Source organism: Dictyobacter halimunensis (genome assembly GCF_036245075.1).
This window is the reverse complement of the sequence record NZ_BSRI01000002.1, coordinates 4,619,015-4,633,789: the sequence shown is the minus strand read 5'-3', so window position 1 is coordinate 4,633,789 and position 14,775 is coordinate 4,619,015. Positions and strand designations below refer to the sequence as shown.

12 protein-coding genes and 1 pseudogene are annotated in these 14,775 nt (G+C 51.1%); 8 read left to right on the top strand and 5 right to left on the bottom strand.

Annotated features, from left to right (window positions below; all coding sequences use genetic code 11):
- Positions 1-90: 90 nt before the first annotated feature.
- Both AABA21_RS33045 and AABA21_RS33040 read right to left on the bottom strand, forming a co-directional pair.
- Positions 91-252, bottom strand: a complete 162-nt coding sequence (locus AABA21_RS33045) for a hypothetical protein (protein ID WP_338256854.1) — start codon at positions 250-252, stop codon at positions 91-93.
- Positions 253-258: 6 nt separating this feature from the next.
- The gene (locus AABA21_RS33040; RefSeq protein WP_338256852.1) at positions 259-1,323 is read right to left on the bottom strand and encodes a LacI family DNA-binding transcriptional regulator; all 1,065 of its coding nucleotides are present in this window, start codon (positions 1,321-1,323) and stop codon (positions 259-261) included.
- A gap of 503 nt (positions 1,324-1,826) precedes the next feature.
- Between AABA21_RS33040 and AABA21_RS33035 the strand changes: the two genes are divergently transcribed.
- A complete protein-coding gene (locus AABA21_RS33035) occupies positions 1,827-3,338 on the top strand; it encodes an MDR family MFS transporter (RefSeq protein WP_338256850.1) in 1,512 nt (503 codons plus the stop codon).
- Positions 3,339-3,392: 54 nt separating this feature from the next.
- Here the strand turns inward: AABA21_RS33035 and AABA21_RS33030 are convergent, their stop codons facing one another.
- Complete coding sequence (locus AABA21_RS33030; protein WP_338256849.1) at positions 3,393-4,862, bottom strand: glycogen synthase; 1,470 nt, start codon at positions 4,860-4,862, stop codon at positions 3,393-3,395.
- Between the two features lie 342 nt (positions 4,863-5,204).
- On the opposite strand from AABA21_RS33030, the gene AABA21_RS33025 reads away from it, so the two are divergent.
- The 3 genes from AABA21_RS33025 to AABA21_RS33015 all read left to right on the top strand — a co-directional run bounded on the left by AABA21_RS33025 (position 5,205) and on the right by AABA21_RS33015 (position 6,879).
- Positions 5,205-5,927: a hypothetical protein gene (locus AABA21_RS33025; RefSeq protein WP_338256847.1), complete on the top strand. Its 723-nt coding sequence runs from the start codon at positions 5,205-5,207 to the stop codon at positions 5,925-5,927.
- Positions 5,928-6,013: 86 nt separating this feature from the next.
- The gene (locus tag AABA21_RS33020) at positions 6,014-6,331 is read left to right on the top strand and encodes a hypothetical protein (RefSeq protein ID WP_338256844.1); all 318 of its coding nucleotides are present in this window, start codon (positions 6,014-6,016) and stop codon (positions 6,329-6,331) included.
- Positions 6,332-6,657: 326 nt separating this feature from the next.
- Positions 6,658-6,879 carry a hypothetical protein gene (locus tag AABA21_RS33015; RefSeq protein WP_338256843.1) on the top strand — a complete coding sequence of 74 codons (222 nt, stop codon included), beginning with the start codon at positions 6,658-6,660 and terminating at the stop codon, positions 6,877-6,879.
- A gap of 110 nt (positions 6,880-6,989) precedes the next feature.
- Here the strand turns inward: AABA21_RS33015 and AABA21_RS39600 are convergent.
- Positions 6,990-7,163 (bottom strand): annotated as a pseudogene (locus AABA21_RS39600) (SMP-30/gluconolactonase/LRE family protein); the annotation flags it as partial.
- A gap of 429 nt (positions 7,164-7,592) precedes the next feature.
- Here AABA21_RS39600 and AABA21_RS33005 point away from each other — a divergent pair.
- Positions 7,593-8,510, top strand: a complete 918-nt coding sequence (locus tag AABA21_RS33005) for an HAD family hydrolase (protein ID WP_338256839.1) — start codon at positions 7,593-7,595, stop codon at positions 8,508-8,510.
- Between the two features lie 268 nt (positions 8,511-8,778).
- On the opposite strand, the gene AABA21_RS33000 is transcribed toward AABA21_RS33005, so the two are convergent.
- Complete coding sequence (locus tag AABA21_RS33000) at positions 8,779-11,472, bottom strand: beta-propeller fold lactonase family protein (RefSeq protein ID WP_338256836.1); 2,694 nt, start codon at positions 11,470-11,472, stop codon at positions 8,779-8,781.
- A 569-nt stretch (positions 11,473-12,041) separates the two neighbouring features.
- Between AABA21_RS33000 and AABA21_RS32995 the strand changes: the two genes are divergently transcribed.
- The 3 genes from AABA21_RS32995 to AABA21_RS32985 all read left to right on the top strand — a co-directional run bounded on the left by AABA21_RS32995 (position 12,042) and on the right by AABA21_RS32985 (position 14,305).
- A complete protein-coding gene (locus AABA21_RS32995) occupies positions 12,042-12,293 on the top strand; it encodes a P-loop NTPase family protein (RefSeq protein WP_338256833.1) in 252 nt (83 codons plus the stop codon).
- Between the two features lie 219 nt (positions 12,294-12,512).
- On the top strand, positions 12,513-13,427 hold the full coding sequence (locus AABA21_RS32990; RefSeq protein ID WP_338256831.1) for a hypothetical protein: 915 nt from the start codon (positions 12,513-12,515) through the stop codon (positions 13,425-13,427).
- 44 nt (positions 13,428-13,471) lie between these two features.
- Entirely contained in the window at positions 13,472-14,305 is an 834-nt protein-coding gene (locus AABA21_RS32985; RefSeq protein WP_338256828.1) for a hypothetical protein, read from the top strand.
- Positions 14,306-14,775: the final 470 nt, after the last annotated feature.

Genomic DNA, 14,775 nt, shown 5'->3' with positions numbered 1-14,775 from the left:
GAGGGGTCTTTCTTTCTTCCAAGTATAGCATATACGGCAGAATTGCCGTAAGTTCTTCTCTGTTTATGGGTGTTCGCTAAACAAGAAACGTTATGGAGGGGGCGCGTTCGTTTGGGTTCGTGTGTGGGGCGTTGTTGTGGGGGTACGGGGCCGCCGTCGCTGGCGCTGGCGGCCCGGTCGACCGTTGAAGGTCGACCCTACGGGGGCGTGGTCGGGTTGGGGGAGCGTGGTCGCGCCGGGTTGCGGGGACATCCCTATTCACCCGGCGGGGAGAATCCTGAATCCCTTACGCCTTCGGCGGGGGGCGCAGGATAGGCGGGCGACCAGGGGGGTCGCCAGTTCAACGCGAACGGTTTCGACCGGTTCATCGGCGATGAGGCGTAGTACCATTTTGGTGGCTACGCGGCCCATTTCCAGCAGGGGCTGGTGGATGGTGGTCAAGGCTGGCGTCATCCATTGCGCGTAGGGCATGTCGTCAAACCCCAGTACGCTCATGTCGTGAGGAACGGTGAGGCCGCGTTCGGCCAGCGCCCTGTATACCCCCATACATTGCTCATCGTTGCCGACAAAGACGGCGGTTGGCAGTTCCGGCAGTGCTAGCAGCTGCGCCATCTCCTGGTGGGCCTGTTCAACATGAAAATCGGCGAAACGCGTCAGGGAAGGGTCCACGGGGACGTCCGCCATCTGCAGGGCATGGCGATAGCCCGCCAGCCGATCCTGGGTACAGGGATGAGCAGGCTCGCCCATCAACGCAGCTATGCGGCGGTGTCCCAGCGAGAGCAGATACTCGGTTGCCAGCTTTCCCCCGGCCCAGTTTGTCGCGCTCACCGAAAGATCCTGCGGCCCCAGTTCGCCGAAAGGATCCACCACGACAGAAGGGATGCTACGCCGATGCAATTCCTGCAGATAGAAGGAACGTTTATCGGCCAGTACCAGCACCGCTCCGTCGATCGCGCCTGCGGAGAGGCGCTGCCTCCATTGCTGTTCCCGCTCCCGATGAGCATGGGTTGAGGCCAGCACCACACGTACATCAGTGGTCAGTAACGCCTCCTCAACGCCACGCAAAATCTCAAAGGCATAATAGCTGTTCAGCTCTTGCCCGACCAGAAAATCGATCTGTCCGCTGTGCCCCTGCCGCAACGAGCGGGCGGCCCGATTGAGGATATAACCCTGCTCCGCCAGCGCCTTCTCCACACGTTCGCGGGTCGCCGGTGCCACATCCGAGCGCTGATTGATCACCTTCGAGACCGTCGCCACCGAAACACCGGTGGCGGCCGCAATCTGCGCCATCGTCATGGGAGATTTGGCTGAAGGTTGCGTCATTTTTCACCTGCTTTTTCGATAACCATTTCGATAAGTTTAATCAAGTGTAGCGCCGTGGCCGTGGTATTGTCAATTCTTCAGTGGAAGGGAAATCGGGCGCAAGGGCCACAGTACGTGCGGGGCTTGCCCCGCTTGCTTACTCCCAAAAGGAAAAGCACCTTCAAGGCGATCAAGAACAGTTGCATGTGATGCCCCGCATCCTGTTGGTTGCTTTTTCGAGCGACGAGGAAACAAGCGGGGGCAAGCCCCGCACGTACTCTCGTTTCTTTTCTTGTTACTTGCTCTAAAGTTGAAGGTAGTGGGACGCAAGGTCCAAACCTGCGATGGACGTTTCTTATGGTCGGTCCTTGACAACCGTTTTTTCGTGTGTTATTTTCATTATGTCGAAAATTTATCGCAATCGATTTCGAAATATTTCAACGAAAAAAACACAAAGCAGAAGTATATAGATTGCTTGTATGCGCAGCAGTTACATGGGCATATACAGGAGGGATCCAATCGCTATGAAGGTCATGACATCTACTGTAGGACAAGGGCGCCGCTTGCATGGGCTGGTATTATCTGGCGTTCTTGTGGCCCTGCTCGCTACCCTCTTTCTGGAGGCGCTCGATAATACGATGGTTGGTCCGGCGCTGCCACAGATCATTCGCCAGTTTCAGGGGACGGATCGCTATAGCTGGGTGGCAACGGCCTACCTGCTCACATCGACCATTACCATTCCGATCGCCGGGAAATTTTCGGATCAGTTTGGGCGCAAATGGTTTCTGCTGGGAGGGGCCGGCGTTTTTCTGCTGGGATCTCTCTTGTGCGGAGCCGCTCAGGATATGGATCAGCTGATCGCCTTTCGCGCGCTGCAGGGATTGGGGTCCGGCATCGGCATCACCTTGGTAGCGACATTAATTGGCGACATCTTTCCGGCACAGGAGCGTGCGAAATGGCAGGCCAGCGTCAATATCGTCTACGCGCTTGCCAACTTACTGGGTCCTGGACTGGGTGGCTTGGTCACTGATCACGGTCCCTTGCTGGCCTCGCTGGTCACCGAGGGCACGCGCTGGCGCTGGATTTTTTACCTGAACATACCGCTCGGCCTCATCGCCATCACCACGCTACTCATCATCTTGCCCGCTGATATCTCCGAGCGCAGTCTGCAATCGAACGGGCGGTCGGTCCTGCGCAACATCGATGTCAGCGGCGCGCTCCTGTGTGGAGTAGCTACGACATGTCTGCTGCTGGGACTGAGCTGGGGGAGCGATCGCACCTATGCCTGGACCTCGCCACAAGTAGCCGGCATACTGGCGACAGCGATCATCGGCCTGCTCTTCTTCTTATGGGTTGAAGGCCACGCGAGCGAACCGATCCTTCCCCTGCGTCTCTTCCGCAACGCCATCTTCGCGGCCGATACCCTGCTGTCCCTGCTGGTCTACATGATCCTGCTCGGCCTGTCGATCTATCTACCTCTCTTCTTACAAGAAGTACTGGGCATATCGGCCACCGACTCGGGCGTCAGCCTCTCACCTTTCCTCATCTCCATCACGATTGGAGCAACCCTGGCCGGCTGGCTGATCGCGATCCGCAAACGCTACCAGGCCATCGTTCTGGCAGGAACGCTACTCATGACCCTTGGCGTCTTCTTCCTGATGAGGATGACACCCGCGACAACCCTCTGGACGGCGATCATCTTTATGCTGATGGCGGGGCTGGGCATCGGCTCGATCTTCTCCGTGCTCTACCTGGCCGTTCAGAATATCCTGCCGCAGAACCAGCTAGGTGTGGGCAGCGCCGTCGTGCGCTACCTCGGGCAGCTTGGCTCGGTGCTGGGAGTAGCCATCGTCGGGATAGTCTTCAGCCAATCGCTCGCCAGTTCAGGTCAGAAAACAAAGACCACGCTTACCCTGGCTCTGCAGCATGGCTTCCTGGCCATCTTCGTCTTCTGCCTGCTGGCCATCCTAGCGGTCTGTTTTCTCAAAGATACTGGCAGCGCGCAACCATCACATCAAAAGCCAGAAGGCTCGTGATGCGATGAGCTCCCGCGACACATGGCGTCGCGGGAGCTCATCGCATCGTGAGTTTTATTTGCCGGTTTTGTGGTATTCGAGGGCGTTGCGGTAGACTTCTACGTAGCGCAGGGCGGAGGCATGCCAGGAGTGGTCGGCGGCCATGCCGCGCATCTGCAGGGTGCGCCAGATGTCTTTGAAGGGATAGAGGGCGAGGGCGCGTACGATGGCGGCGAAGAACTCCCAGGCGTCGTAGTTTTGGAAGACGAAGCCATTGCCCCCGCTGCCATGCGGATTGTACTCCTGCACAGTGTCGGCCAGACCGCCGACGTGACGCACGATGGGCACGCAGCCGTAGCGCATGGCGTACATCTGGTTGGTGCCGCAGGGCTCGAAGCGCGAGGGCATCAGCAGCATATCACTGCCCGCGTAGATGCGCTGCGCCAGCTCGGTATTAAAGGTCAGGAAGATCGCGACCTGGTCGGGATAGCTGGCGGCCAACTTCTGGAACATCTCATGGTAGTGCTGGTCGCCGACGCCCAGCAGGACGAACTGCACCCCCTGAGCCAGCAAGGGATGGATGATCTGCGCCAGCAGGTCGAAGCCCTTCTGATCGGCCAGGCGCGAGATCATGGCCAGCAAGGGCACATCCGGCCTGACCGGCAGGTGCGCCTGCTCCTGCAGGACCGCCTTGTTCTCGGACCGCTTCTCCAGAGAATCAGCATCGTACGGCGCATGGATAAAGGTATTGTTGGTTGGATTATTCTCCTGATAATCCACGCCGTTGAGGATGCCGAACAATCGATCGCGGCGCGAGCGCAGCATATGGTCCAGCTTCTCACCAAAGGTCGGCGTCAGGATCTCCTGCGCGTAACGCTCGCTCACCGTCGTCACCGCGTCGGCGAAGAGGATGCCACGCCCCATGATATCGACCACATTCGCCAGTTCCGCGATCTGAGGATAGACAAAACCGTTGGCAGCCACGCCCGCCACCTCAAGCAGCCGATAACCAAAGATCCCCTGATACGCCAGATTATGGATCGTATAGACCGAAGCGGTATGCTCAAAAAAGTCATCAGAGCGATAGATGGTATGGAGCCAGTTTGGCACAATGCCAGTATGCCAATCGTTACAATGGACAATATCGGGCGACCAGTCTAAAGAGCGAACCGCCTCCAGGGCGGCCCGGCAGAATAAAATAAATCGCTCACCATCATCTGTATAGCCGTAAATATTTTCACGATCAAAGTACCGGGGGGCGTCAATCATATAAACAGGGATATGATTGCCGATCTCCGCCTCCCGCACGCTGGCGGAGATCTTAAAGTTGCCCATGGGCACCGAGATCGAATCAAGGATTGTCGATAGCTGAAAATGCTGCTCATCAACCTGGCGGTAGCGTGGCATGATCAGACGCACATCATGTCCCAGGGCCTGCAGGGCCTTGGGCAGGGCGCCCACGATCTCCGCCATGCCTCCCACCTTGACGAACGGCTCAATCTCAGCCGCAAGGATCAGAACCTTGAGGGGTTGTTCGGACTGCATACAAGTTCCCTCCCACTCACGAAATGTACCCCATTATAGCATGTTGGCATGGTCGGGCGTAAGGTAAGCGGATCTGTGGGAGCGCAAAATCCGCCGTGATTCGTCTGTCTGGATCGGCTAAAATCTGTTGTAATCGGTACAGATTGCTGCCAATTGACTACCAAAATTTTTACTCTTTGAGAGGCTGGTCGGGCAGGTTTACGATATATTTTTCCATCAAAAAGGTAACATATATCATATAAGATCTTGGAAAAATTAATCTTTTAAAAAAAGGGAGTCGATACATTTTAATTAAGTATGGGTTTATACCATGATACAAATAGGAGGATAGGTAAAAAGCAAATGTATGATTCAATAGATAAAGTATATGTAGGTGATGTAATGGATATCATTACCACAATAAACAAATCAAGCGATGGCGGAAGAAAAGCACTATCCGCAGCTATGTTGCACCCATTTTATAAAGTTTTAGCGAAATTGGGTCTTAATGAGGATAGCCTGGGAGGACAATCTTTTGAAGAGCTTGAAAAAAGATCAGAAACACTGGATTTATTGATCAGGCTTAATAGCGATACAACTCCTCCCATTGGGAATACTGAGATTCGTGTAATCCTCCTCAGGCTTAAGGCAATTGTAATGGATCATCTAAGAACTAAATCCTCTGAAAATCAGCTTGTAAAAATAGTTTCTAATGCCAGGGATGAAACGCAAGATGAATTAAAAAATCAAATTTCAATGTTGATTGATTCTAACTCCAAATCACAAGAAATTATCCTACAGTTGGAGCAGGAAAGGAAAAAAGCACAAGACGACATCGATAAGAAAATGGCAGAGAGAGAAGTTTTCAAAGAGCAATGGGCAATACGGCAATCTTTGCTGGCAAAAGAGTCTATCTCAACGATTCTAGGAGCCTTATTACTCTTTATTATTGTCATTTGTTTGATAGTCACAACCTTTACCCATGTGGTAACACCACAGATCCTCAATGATGGCTTTCTTGTCCTCCTGGGCTACTTCTTTGGCCAAACAGCAGCCAACGTCAGTAAGAGGGATAAAAATGAATAGCAGTTCTATCCTCACTCCATCCCAATTGTGCTAGAGATTCGCAGATGAAAGAGAAGGATCCCATTACCAGGTAGCAAGGTCATTGTATGCAAAAAAGTGACGAAAACATATCCGCGGAAGAACCCTGCCAGGAATTGAGTCGACGAGAGTTTCTTGTAGGGACGGGACGCACCCTCAGCGTGGCCCTGGCATCTGCCGGCGTCTTCTATGAGTTCATCGACAATCTTGCTAAAAAGCCCCAGCAGGTTGCTTTCGCGGACGGCCAACCTTTACCGCAAGAACAGTATATCGTCCCCAGTACTCGCATCGTCAATGTTAATAGTTCAGGTTTAAGCGGCAGTGGCTCTGATACGATTCCAGTTGTGGTCCATCCTCTCCACAACCATATCATCGCTCGACATTAAACGTCCCGGCGAATGCGAAGGCTTTGCAGGAGGCGCAGCAACATTTGGAGTCCGTTCTACAGAATCTCGAACAGCAATTTCCACCTACTGTTTCCACGGGAGTAGACATCCTGGTAGCCTGGGGACTTCCTTATTTCCAGCACTATATCCCCAGTTTAGAAAAATCTTTTTTTCAAGGCTGGAACACACTACCCGGATTATATGCCGATTGACCTGGCAACGTCTCAGAAACAAAAACAGAAGGTATATGCAGTCCAGGAGGCCAAGACGTTCCCGAGTGACCAGCACCTCCTGGCTTTGGTCCGGTCCGACTGGAGCAGAATGACATGGCCGTCATCCTGCGCAGCGACATCTTCCAGCCGACGATTGCAATCTTCAATCGCGTTCGGCTCGCGATGGACGGCCACTATCCCGATCAGATCCTCTCCGTCGCACCGCGCTCCCATCACGCAGGCATTAACTCGGTCCTGTTCACAGCTCACCGGCAGAACTATCTGGTCCCATCCCGTAATCATCACTCTTTCCCGCTTGCCGAGTTTCTCGCCTGATCCCGATGAAGTCTCGCAGGAAGTAGTCCAGCACCTGCGCGAACACTATGAAACACGGGCCCGCAATCTCACCAAACACTTCAAACAGGCAGAAGATGAACCAGACGAGGGACATGCGGATTGGAGAGACTGCCATCTGAGGCGATATCAAATGCAAGAAGCCGACCCGTGAAGGATTCTGAGACAATCAGTGTTGCGTTATCAGGCGTTATCACCATACCGTTGGGGAAAGAGAGATCATCCGCAACTTTCCGAGCTCTGCCATCCAGGGTGATTAAGGTAAGAATCAGCCATGAATGGACGGGGCTTTCTCGCCATATTCTCTGTAAAAAACCGTCATGCGAGATAAAAATTTCCTGCTTGACCGTGATGAAAATCATCACTTCTAAGCCATTCTTACAGGAAGATATATATATGGAAACGAAAGATAAGCGGGTCCGTGGGAGCTCAAAATCCGGTGTGATTCGTCTGTCTGGGTCAACCGAAATCTGTCATTGTCGGTGTAATTAGAGTACAGAGTTTATTTGTAACATATGTTAATTGTAACAAATTTATACTAATTTAATCTCGATATAACCTGCAGTTAAATGCTCTGTTCTATGCTTGGGTTGTCAATACCAGTACTTTGCTAAACTCCGTTTGTGGGTTGTTCGCCCGCTACGCGGGCAAGGTGAAGGGAAAAATACTAAACCCTAAATGTGGAGGAAATGTTCGTGGGACAAAATAGCATAACCATTGATCGCACGTTCCAATGCTTACTCTTTGACCTGGGCCACACGCTCTGGTATCGCGATGAACGCGATCTAAGTCAGCTGGAAAGAGAGGCGAATCAACGGGCCATCGATATACTTCGGCAGACTCAGCAATCCAGTCCCCTGCTAAGCGAAAATGACAGCGAGGCGGGCAGATTGCTGCGAGACATGCTGTTGAAACAGTTTAAGATTGAGATTGAAAAAGATCCCTACATTGAGCCTCTCGGATCTACCATGGTTCAGCAGGTTTTACATGCTTCAGGCTGGCAGAACGCCGATCCGGCATTAGGACAGGCTATTTTTGATGCGTTACAGGTAAATATCGCGCGATCGCGTCGCTTATTTGCGGATACCATATCTACATTACAAAAACTACAGACGCGTGGCTTCCAGATGGGTATCGTTACAAACCGCTATTGGGGCGGTGTACCGTTTCGGGAAGATCTTCAGCGCATGGGGTTACTTACCTATCTCGATTATGGCAAGATGGCCATTTCAGCTGATCTGCACATCCGTAAACCCAATCCTGACATCTTCTTACACGCGCTGAACGCCTGCAACGCCGACGTGAAGACGACAATGATGGTCGGAGACTCCCTGATTGCTGATGTTGCCGGTTCACAACAGCTTGGCATCTTTGCCGTCTGGAAGCCCCAAAACTATGCTGAAATTCAGGCGCATATGGAGGCGAACGAGGGCATTTCCGTGGCTGAATATAACCAGCGTCAAATGGACCTCTTCAAGAAAGAAGGTCTCGCGGCATCTTTAGCACAGCGCATTGGTGAGGACGAGTACCCGGCTATGGAATGCTTTGCCAGGGGTCATATCAGGCCACAACTCATCATTGACAATCTAAGTGAACTATTGTCCTGGCTTTAAGGGGACTGGCAGCAGAGCCGTTTATATACCCCTCACCTGCTGACAATAAGATCACGACCATCACGCACAATACGAGCAAGCCACTCTTCATCTATAGCAATAGCCATATTCATGAGGAACTGATCCAGTTGATCAATGACTCGAACCTGTAGACAGCTAACCTTGAATGAAGGTCAGGAAAAACAGCAGCCAGGGAACGGATGTGACATCTCCGTTCCCTGGCTGCTCTCCTGATACTATCTCTGAAATTCAGTGTAGAGAAGGGGTTTTAGCCATCACTATCACGCGAGGCTGCCGGGACATTATTGCTCCCCAATGAATTGGAGAGGGTTGGATAGGGCGCATTCGCCCCCTTGACCGAGTGCCACAGGATCTGATTTAACTGATCCATGGGGATTTCGTCCTCCTGGGCGAAGTTCATCTTGGCCGAGTCCTGAGCTCCATAGGCGGTCGTGCTATTCGTCTGGGTGACCGGGATGGATTCGGGGAGCGCCGTATAGGGCGCCAGGTTTGGCTTATTGGTAAATGAACGCCACATGGGTACGGCGTTAGCATCATACTGGCTCAACGGATGCAGGCCAAGGATCAGCTCCATGGTGCGAACCATCGCGGCCGTATCATAGAGCGTATGATCGGTTGCAGATTGCGTGCGCGACGTATAGGGGCTGATGGCCAGCGACTCGGTACGATGCGCATCTACGTGGTCGGGTCCGTTCTGGGCATCGTCTTCGGTAACAAAGACGGCCGTTGAACCCCAGTATTTGCTATGGCTGAGAGTATCGATGACCTGTCCCACGGCGTTATCATTCTCAGCCACCGCGGCCTGCGGCGTGAGCTTTCCAGGCGTGGTGCCCTGAGTGTGATCATTGGGCAGGCGCAGAAACTCTAACTGTGGCAGATTGTCGTTAGAGACAAACTGGTTAAACTCGCGCTGCCATTCGGCGACACGATCGGACTCGCGATAGTTGCTATCGAACGTTCTGTATTTGGGATCAAAGTGGCCCACCAGGTTCGGGGTCGTCTGCGGGTTCACCGAGCCCGCGGGGAAGCAGAGTACCTGGCCTGCCGGGATAGTTACACCGGTATAGGAGTGGGCGATCGGTCCAGGGCATGAGCTTGCCTGATCGGCCGGGATCAGATGAGGGGCCGCCGAACTGAACTTATAAAACTCACCGTAGTCGCGGTAACTAATGCCCGCCTGGGCAGCAGAATCCCAGAGATAGCCTCCCGGCGACAGGTTGATCTTGCTATCACCCTCAAAATCGTAAGGACGATTGCGGCCAGGACCGGGCGAATAGTTCTGCGGCCACATCTTCTCATTATAGTCAGTGGCATTGGCGGAGGTCGCCCAGTTATGCCCATCGGCACTGACCTCTGCATCAGCATAGAAATTGTCGAGCAGACCAAAACGATTGGCCAGGGCATGCAGATTGGGTGTATTGTTCTTTGGGAACAGCGTCAGGTTGGGATCACCATTGCCAGACGGCATATCGCCAAAGACCTGGTCGTAGGTGCGATTCTCTTTAATGATATAAATGACATGCTTGATCGGTGATTTCTGACCATGCAGTGGGATAGGGTTGTTGCCATTGGCTTCATTCTCAGCCTCATTATTGCCCTGCTCACGATCGTTGCGCGCAACCTGGTCCGTATATACCGCCAGCTGACCACGACCGGGAAGTGCAATACTGGAGAGTGTGCCAACAATCATGCTGCCAGAATACTGGTCGAAGCTGCAGTTACAGTATCCATCATTGTAGCCTGTAACCCCGTTGACAACAGGAGCATTGCGACGTGTAGGATTGGGATCGGTACCCGGCTTATCGTTGGGTCCGGCACCCAGGCCTTTGCCATTGGTTACTAAGAGCATATTGCTTGTCGGATTGAAGCTCACCGAGGTAGGATACCAGGCCGTCGGAATGCGACCGATAACGCTATGCCTGTCCCCGTGCCGCTCAATTACGGCCACCTCGTTGTTACCGGCATCAACGACATACAAAAATTGTCCATTGGGGCTGATTGCCAGTCCCTGCGGACTACTACTCAGAGGCGCACCCTTATAAGGAGAGACAGAAATGCGCTCGGCCTCTTTCGCGTCGTCTGTATTAACGACAGAAACGGCATCACTATTGGCATCTGTAACATACAGACGTGTGCCATCAGGAGAAAGCGCCATAGCAGTGGGGTGCTGTCCCACCGGAACAGTAGCGGTAACCGCATTGGTGGCGGCATTGATGATTGAGATTGTCGCATCGCCCCAGTTTGAGGCATAGATGGTCTTGCCATCTTTGCTCATCAGTGTGGTATAGGGATACGATCCAATCTTGATGGATTGCGTTACCTGGCGGGTCTGCGTATCAACCACGGCGACCGTATTGGCAAGGTTGTTGGCCACATACAGCTTTGTGCCGTCCCGGCTCACGCTTAACCCGGTTGGAAAGGGATTACTCTGTTTCGTACCAATGCTGATATCGCCGGTAGCGGTCAGTTTACCAGACGCGGCGGCATCAAACGTATGAATGACATCCTCACCACCGCCCGAGGCATACACCTTTTTGCCATCCTGACTATAGGCCAGACCGACAAAGACACTATGAGGGACATCATAAGGAATGCTCTGGATAACTGTATTGCTTTTTGTCTCAATGACTTGCAGTGATTGGACGCCAGCGCCGCTATTGGAAACCAGCAGATAGCGACCATCAGGGGAAAGCACAGAGTTCAACGGCAGATCACCCAGATCGGTCTGCCGCCCTGCCGGTGTCACGGTCCAATTATTGATCAATTGCGTGCGACCATCGTGTGTCCCCGGCACGTTTGAGGGAGAGCCCTGCTGAGCGGCAAAGATAGTTGAAGGTACCGCAGCCAGAGCGACTAGAAGAATAGCGGTGATGGCCGTTACTCTGCGGTGTCCGTGTACCACATTGAGCAGATGCGACCAACCCCTTATCTGTTTTTGCATATACATAACTTTCCTGCTATGAAAACGACAGTTGCGTTTCACGTCACAGTGGCTCAATTCCTCTTCATCCTGGCATCGCAAGCACAAAATGCGTGCTCGTCTTGCTGCTAATATAGTAGCGGCAGGTCGATGAAGCCCGGATGGCAGAGGTATGATCCATTGCAGTGATTTGTGTATAGATGCACAAAAACCACATACCTGCATATATAAATACATGTCTGGCTTATTCAACATATATCAGTATATGGAGGCAGGAGTACAAAGGGAATACTAACCCGGTTATATTAAGTGAATTTTTACACAAATTCAACATTATGTTAAATTTATTATAAATAATAACAATAATGATTAAATTGAAGGTAGGTTGGGGCAAGTCGGACACCTATGCTTGACAATAACGCCAATTGCATGTTGGGCTTTTCCCACCATAAAAACAATATTAGCCTCTTTTAATTTTGGTATCGATAAAATCCATATAAGTAATATTTTGTTGTGCTTAGACTCGCGAGAGCGACGCCAAGCTGGCCCAGCTCAAAGAGCTGCTGGCCGGCGAACTCAATGGGCGCAAGGTGCTCATCTTCACCTACTACAAGGACACGGCGCGCTACCTCTACCGCAATCTGTGCGCTCAGGATGAGGAGGGTAAGAACTGGCGCACCAGCGCTGGAGAGCCGACCATCCGCCGCATGGATAGCGGCACCGAGGTCAAAGAGCGCGCGAAGGTCGTCAGCCACTTCGCCCCCATCATCAACAAAGCAACCCTGAGAAGAAACAGGACAGCGGCAAGCGCATTCAGCTTAGACGAGAGGATCTTAAATTGATTTGCTTCGATTACGTTTGGGATTAGCAATCATCTGCTTTACCCTGGGGCGATTCACCTGGAAAGTCTTCTTGAGAAATATGGCGTCATAGTTGTTTTGCAATGTTGCAAGATGTATAATTTCCCCTGGTGTATTATTAATTAGCTATTCAATTTATAAGTATTATGGATACAAAAGTGCTCGTTTTACTACATTCTTTAGGAAAGAGAATGATTGACCATGGATGTTTATAATCAAAAAGAAGCAGTAAGCCATCCAAAGCTCGACCCGACATTAGCAGCGGCATCTGACTCCAATGCAGGTCCATTAGTTAAAGATGCAACAGAAAAAGGAGAGGATTATTATGATAACCTGCATGTTATTCCAATTCCTCCACCTCCTCCCAGTCGGAACGCCAGAAAAACATACCTGAATAATCGTTATTTTTCGGGCTTTTGCGCATTCTTAATCGGATGCATGATTGGGGCTACTATCCTTTATATTATCAGGCCATTATTACCGCCAGTTAATGCACACCCAAATACAATGGCAGCCCGGCAACAGAACATACCTTCAACTGCGACAGTTTTAAGCCAGGAGAAAAGCACAGCTATTTCTTCTACTCCTACAGCGCCTGTGACGATGATGGCACCAACACCTACACTAGATGCTGTACAAGCAACGCAATCGCCTGATTTTGACACTTATATCAAGGGGTTCGCAGAAGCGATGTCTGCGAAACAGTACGATACCATCAGTAAAGCAACTGATACCAATAATTTTCAAGCCCTTGCCCTATATACTGATGGAGGTTCTGGAAATTGGAAAGATACACATGATCAACTGGTTAGTGGTAGTCTAGGTTTTCTCATTCAATATCCCGTCATTACGGCAGCACAAAAAGGCTATACCTGCAATAACAACTATAATTCACAAGGATTGCCTCCCTGGATTGTGATACACAACGCTCGTACGATGTATATCGTTGGAACAACACAAGAACCAAATACACCGGGAACGCTACAAACAGAGCCGAATGCCACCGTCTTCATTTTCGAGCAATCCAATACTGGCTATATGTCTGGTAGAAATCCCTGGTACTGGCGTGGTTATGTCATGAACAATACAGCTGGATGCGGAAATAGCCCCAATTGATTGAGTGCAGGATATTACGCTTTTTAGAAAGAGAATAGCAAAGTATGGATAACCATAACCAGGAGAATGAGACCCAATATCCAAAGCTTGATCCTACTTTATCTGTAGCACCTGATCCCTATGAAGGTTTGCCAGAAAACGAGGAGCATTATTATAGTAATCCGTATGCTATCGCGGTTCACCCATCCGCTCCAGGCCACACAAAGAGAGTGCCTCTTCATCGACGTTATTTATCTGAAGTTTGCATGTTTTTGATTGGATGTATAGTTGGAGCGACCGCTCTCTTCTTTATCCTGCCACCTGTTGCCTCTCACCAAAATGTGGCAGCAATTCCACAGCAGAAAATACATCCAACAGCAACGGCCCTTAACCATGTGAAAAACACGCCTACTCCAGTTACATCTGCCACTCCCACCACGGCGGTCACGTCTGCCACTCCCACCACGGCGGTTATACCTGCACCAAACAATGATTATACGGCCATGGATATTGTGAAACACATGCAAGAGCAAGACCAGCATATGTTTATAGAATCGACCAATGACACCATATGGGATTGGTCGCATGATAATTACTTCATCAACGTATATGCCCGCAGTTCCGTCCAATGGGGCGGCTGTCCCTTTGAATCTCCACAACAGTGTGCAGACACATGGCACTTTGGATTATGGGTATACGCAAACGGAAATGAAGCCAGAAGCGCATGGCAACAAGTAGAAACCGATTCGATGTCATGTAATGATAGCAGTCCGGCCTCAAGTGGGATGCATGTTTCTTGCGGTCAGCCGGAAGCAGAGTATCTGCATGGACGGTGCCTCTTACTCGGCGATGATGGCCAATCGACCTATGGACAGATTGTTACACAGTATTGTCTGTAAATTACGTGCAAGAGAAATCAAAGATTCTAAGAGGAAGGGTTTAGAACGTGTATAGACCTCCAAACAAAGTGCTCATCTTTGGTAGCGCATGTGCAATACTTATCATCTGCTATTGTGCATACTCATATTTAGCATATGGTGATCTCATACTTCCCATATCCACTACCTGTACAATTGGCGTGAGCGGAGCCGCCGCCAATGTTACGCTATCAGGAATAGCCGCTAACCATGCCTGTGATGAAGTTGTTAGTTCACAAAGCAAAATGCTCTATCATATGAGTGAAGCACCTCAAGGCAACGAGTTATGTGAAGGCGATATACAAAGCAAGGGAGCCTCGTTGCATTATATCGTGCGAGATAGCGGCTTGCTAAATTTGGTGGGCAGCTACATTTGCTCAAAAGTGAAAGATGGTACAAACATTTCAACACTACTTCCAACACCAACGCCATAACCATCTCCTGTGGCTGGT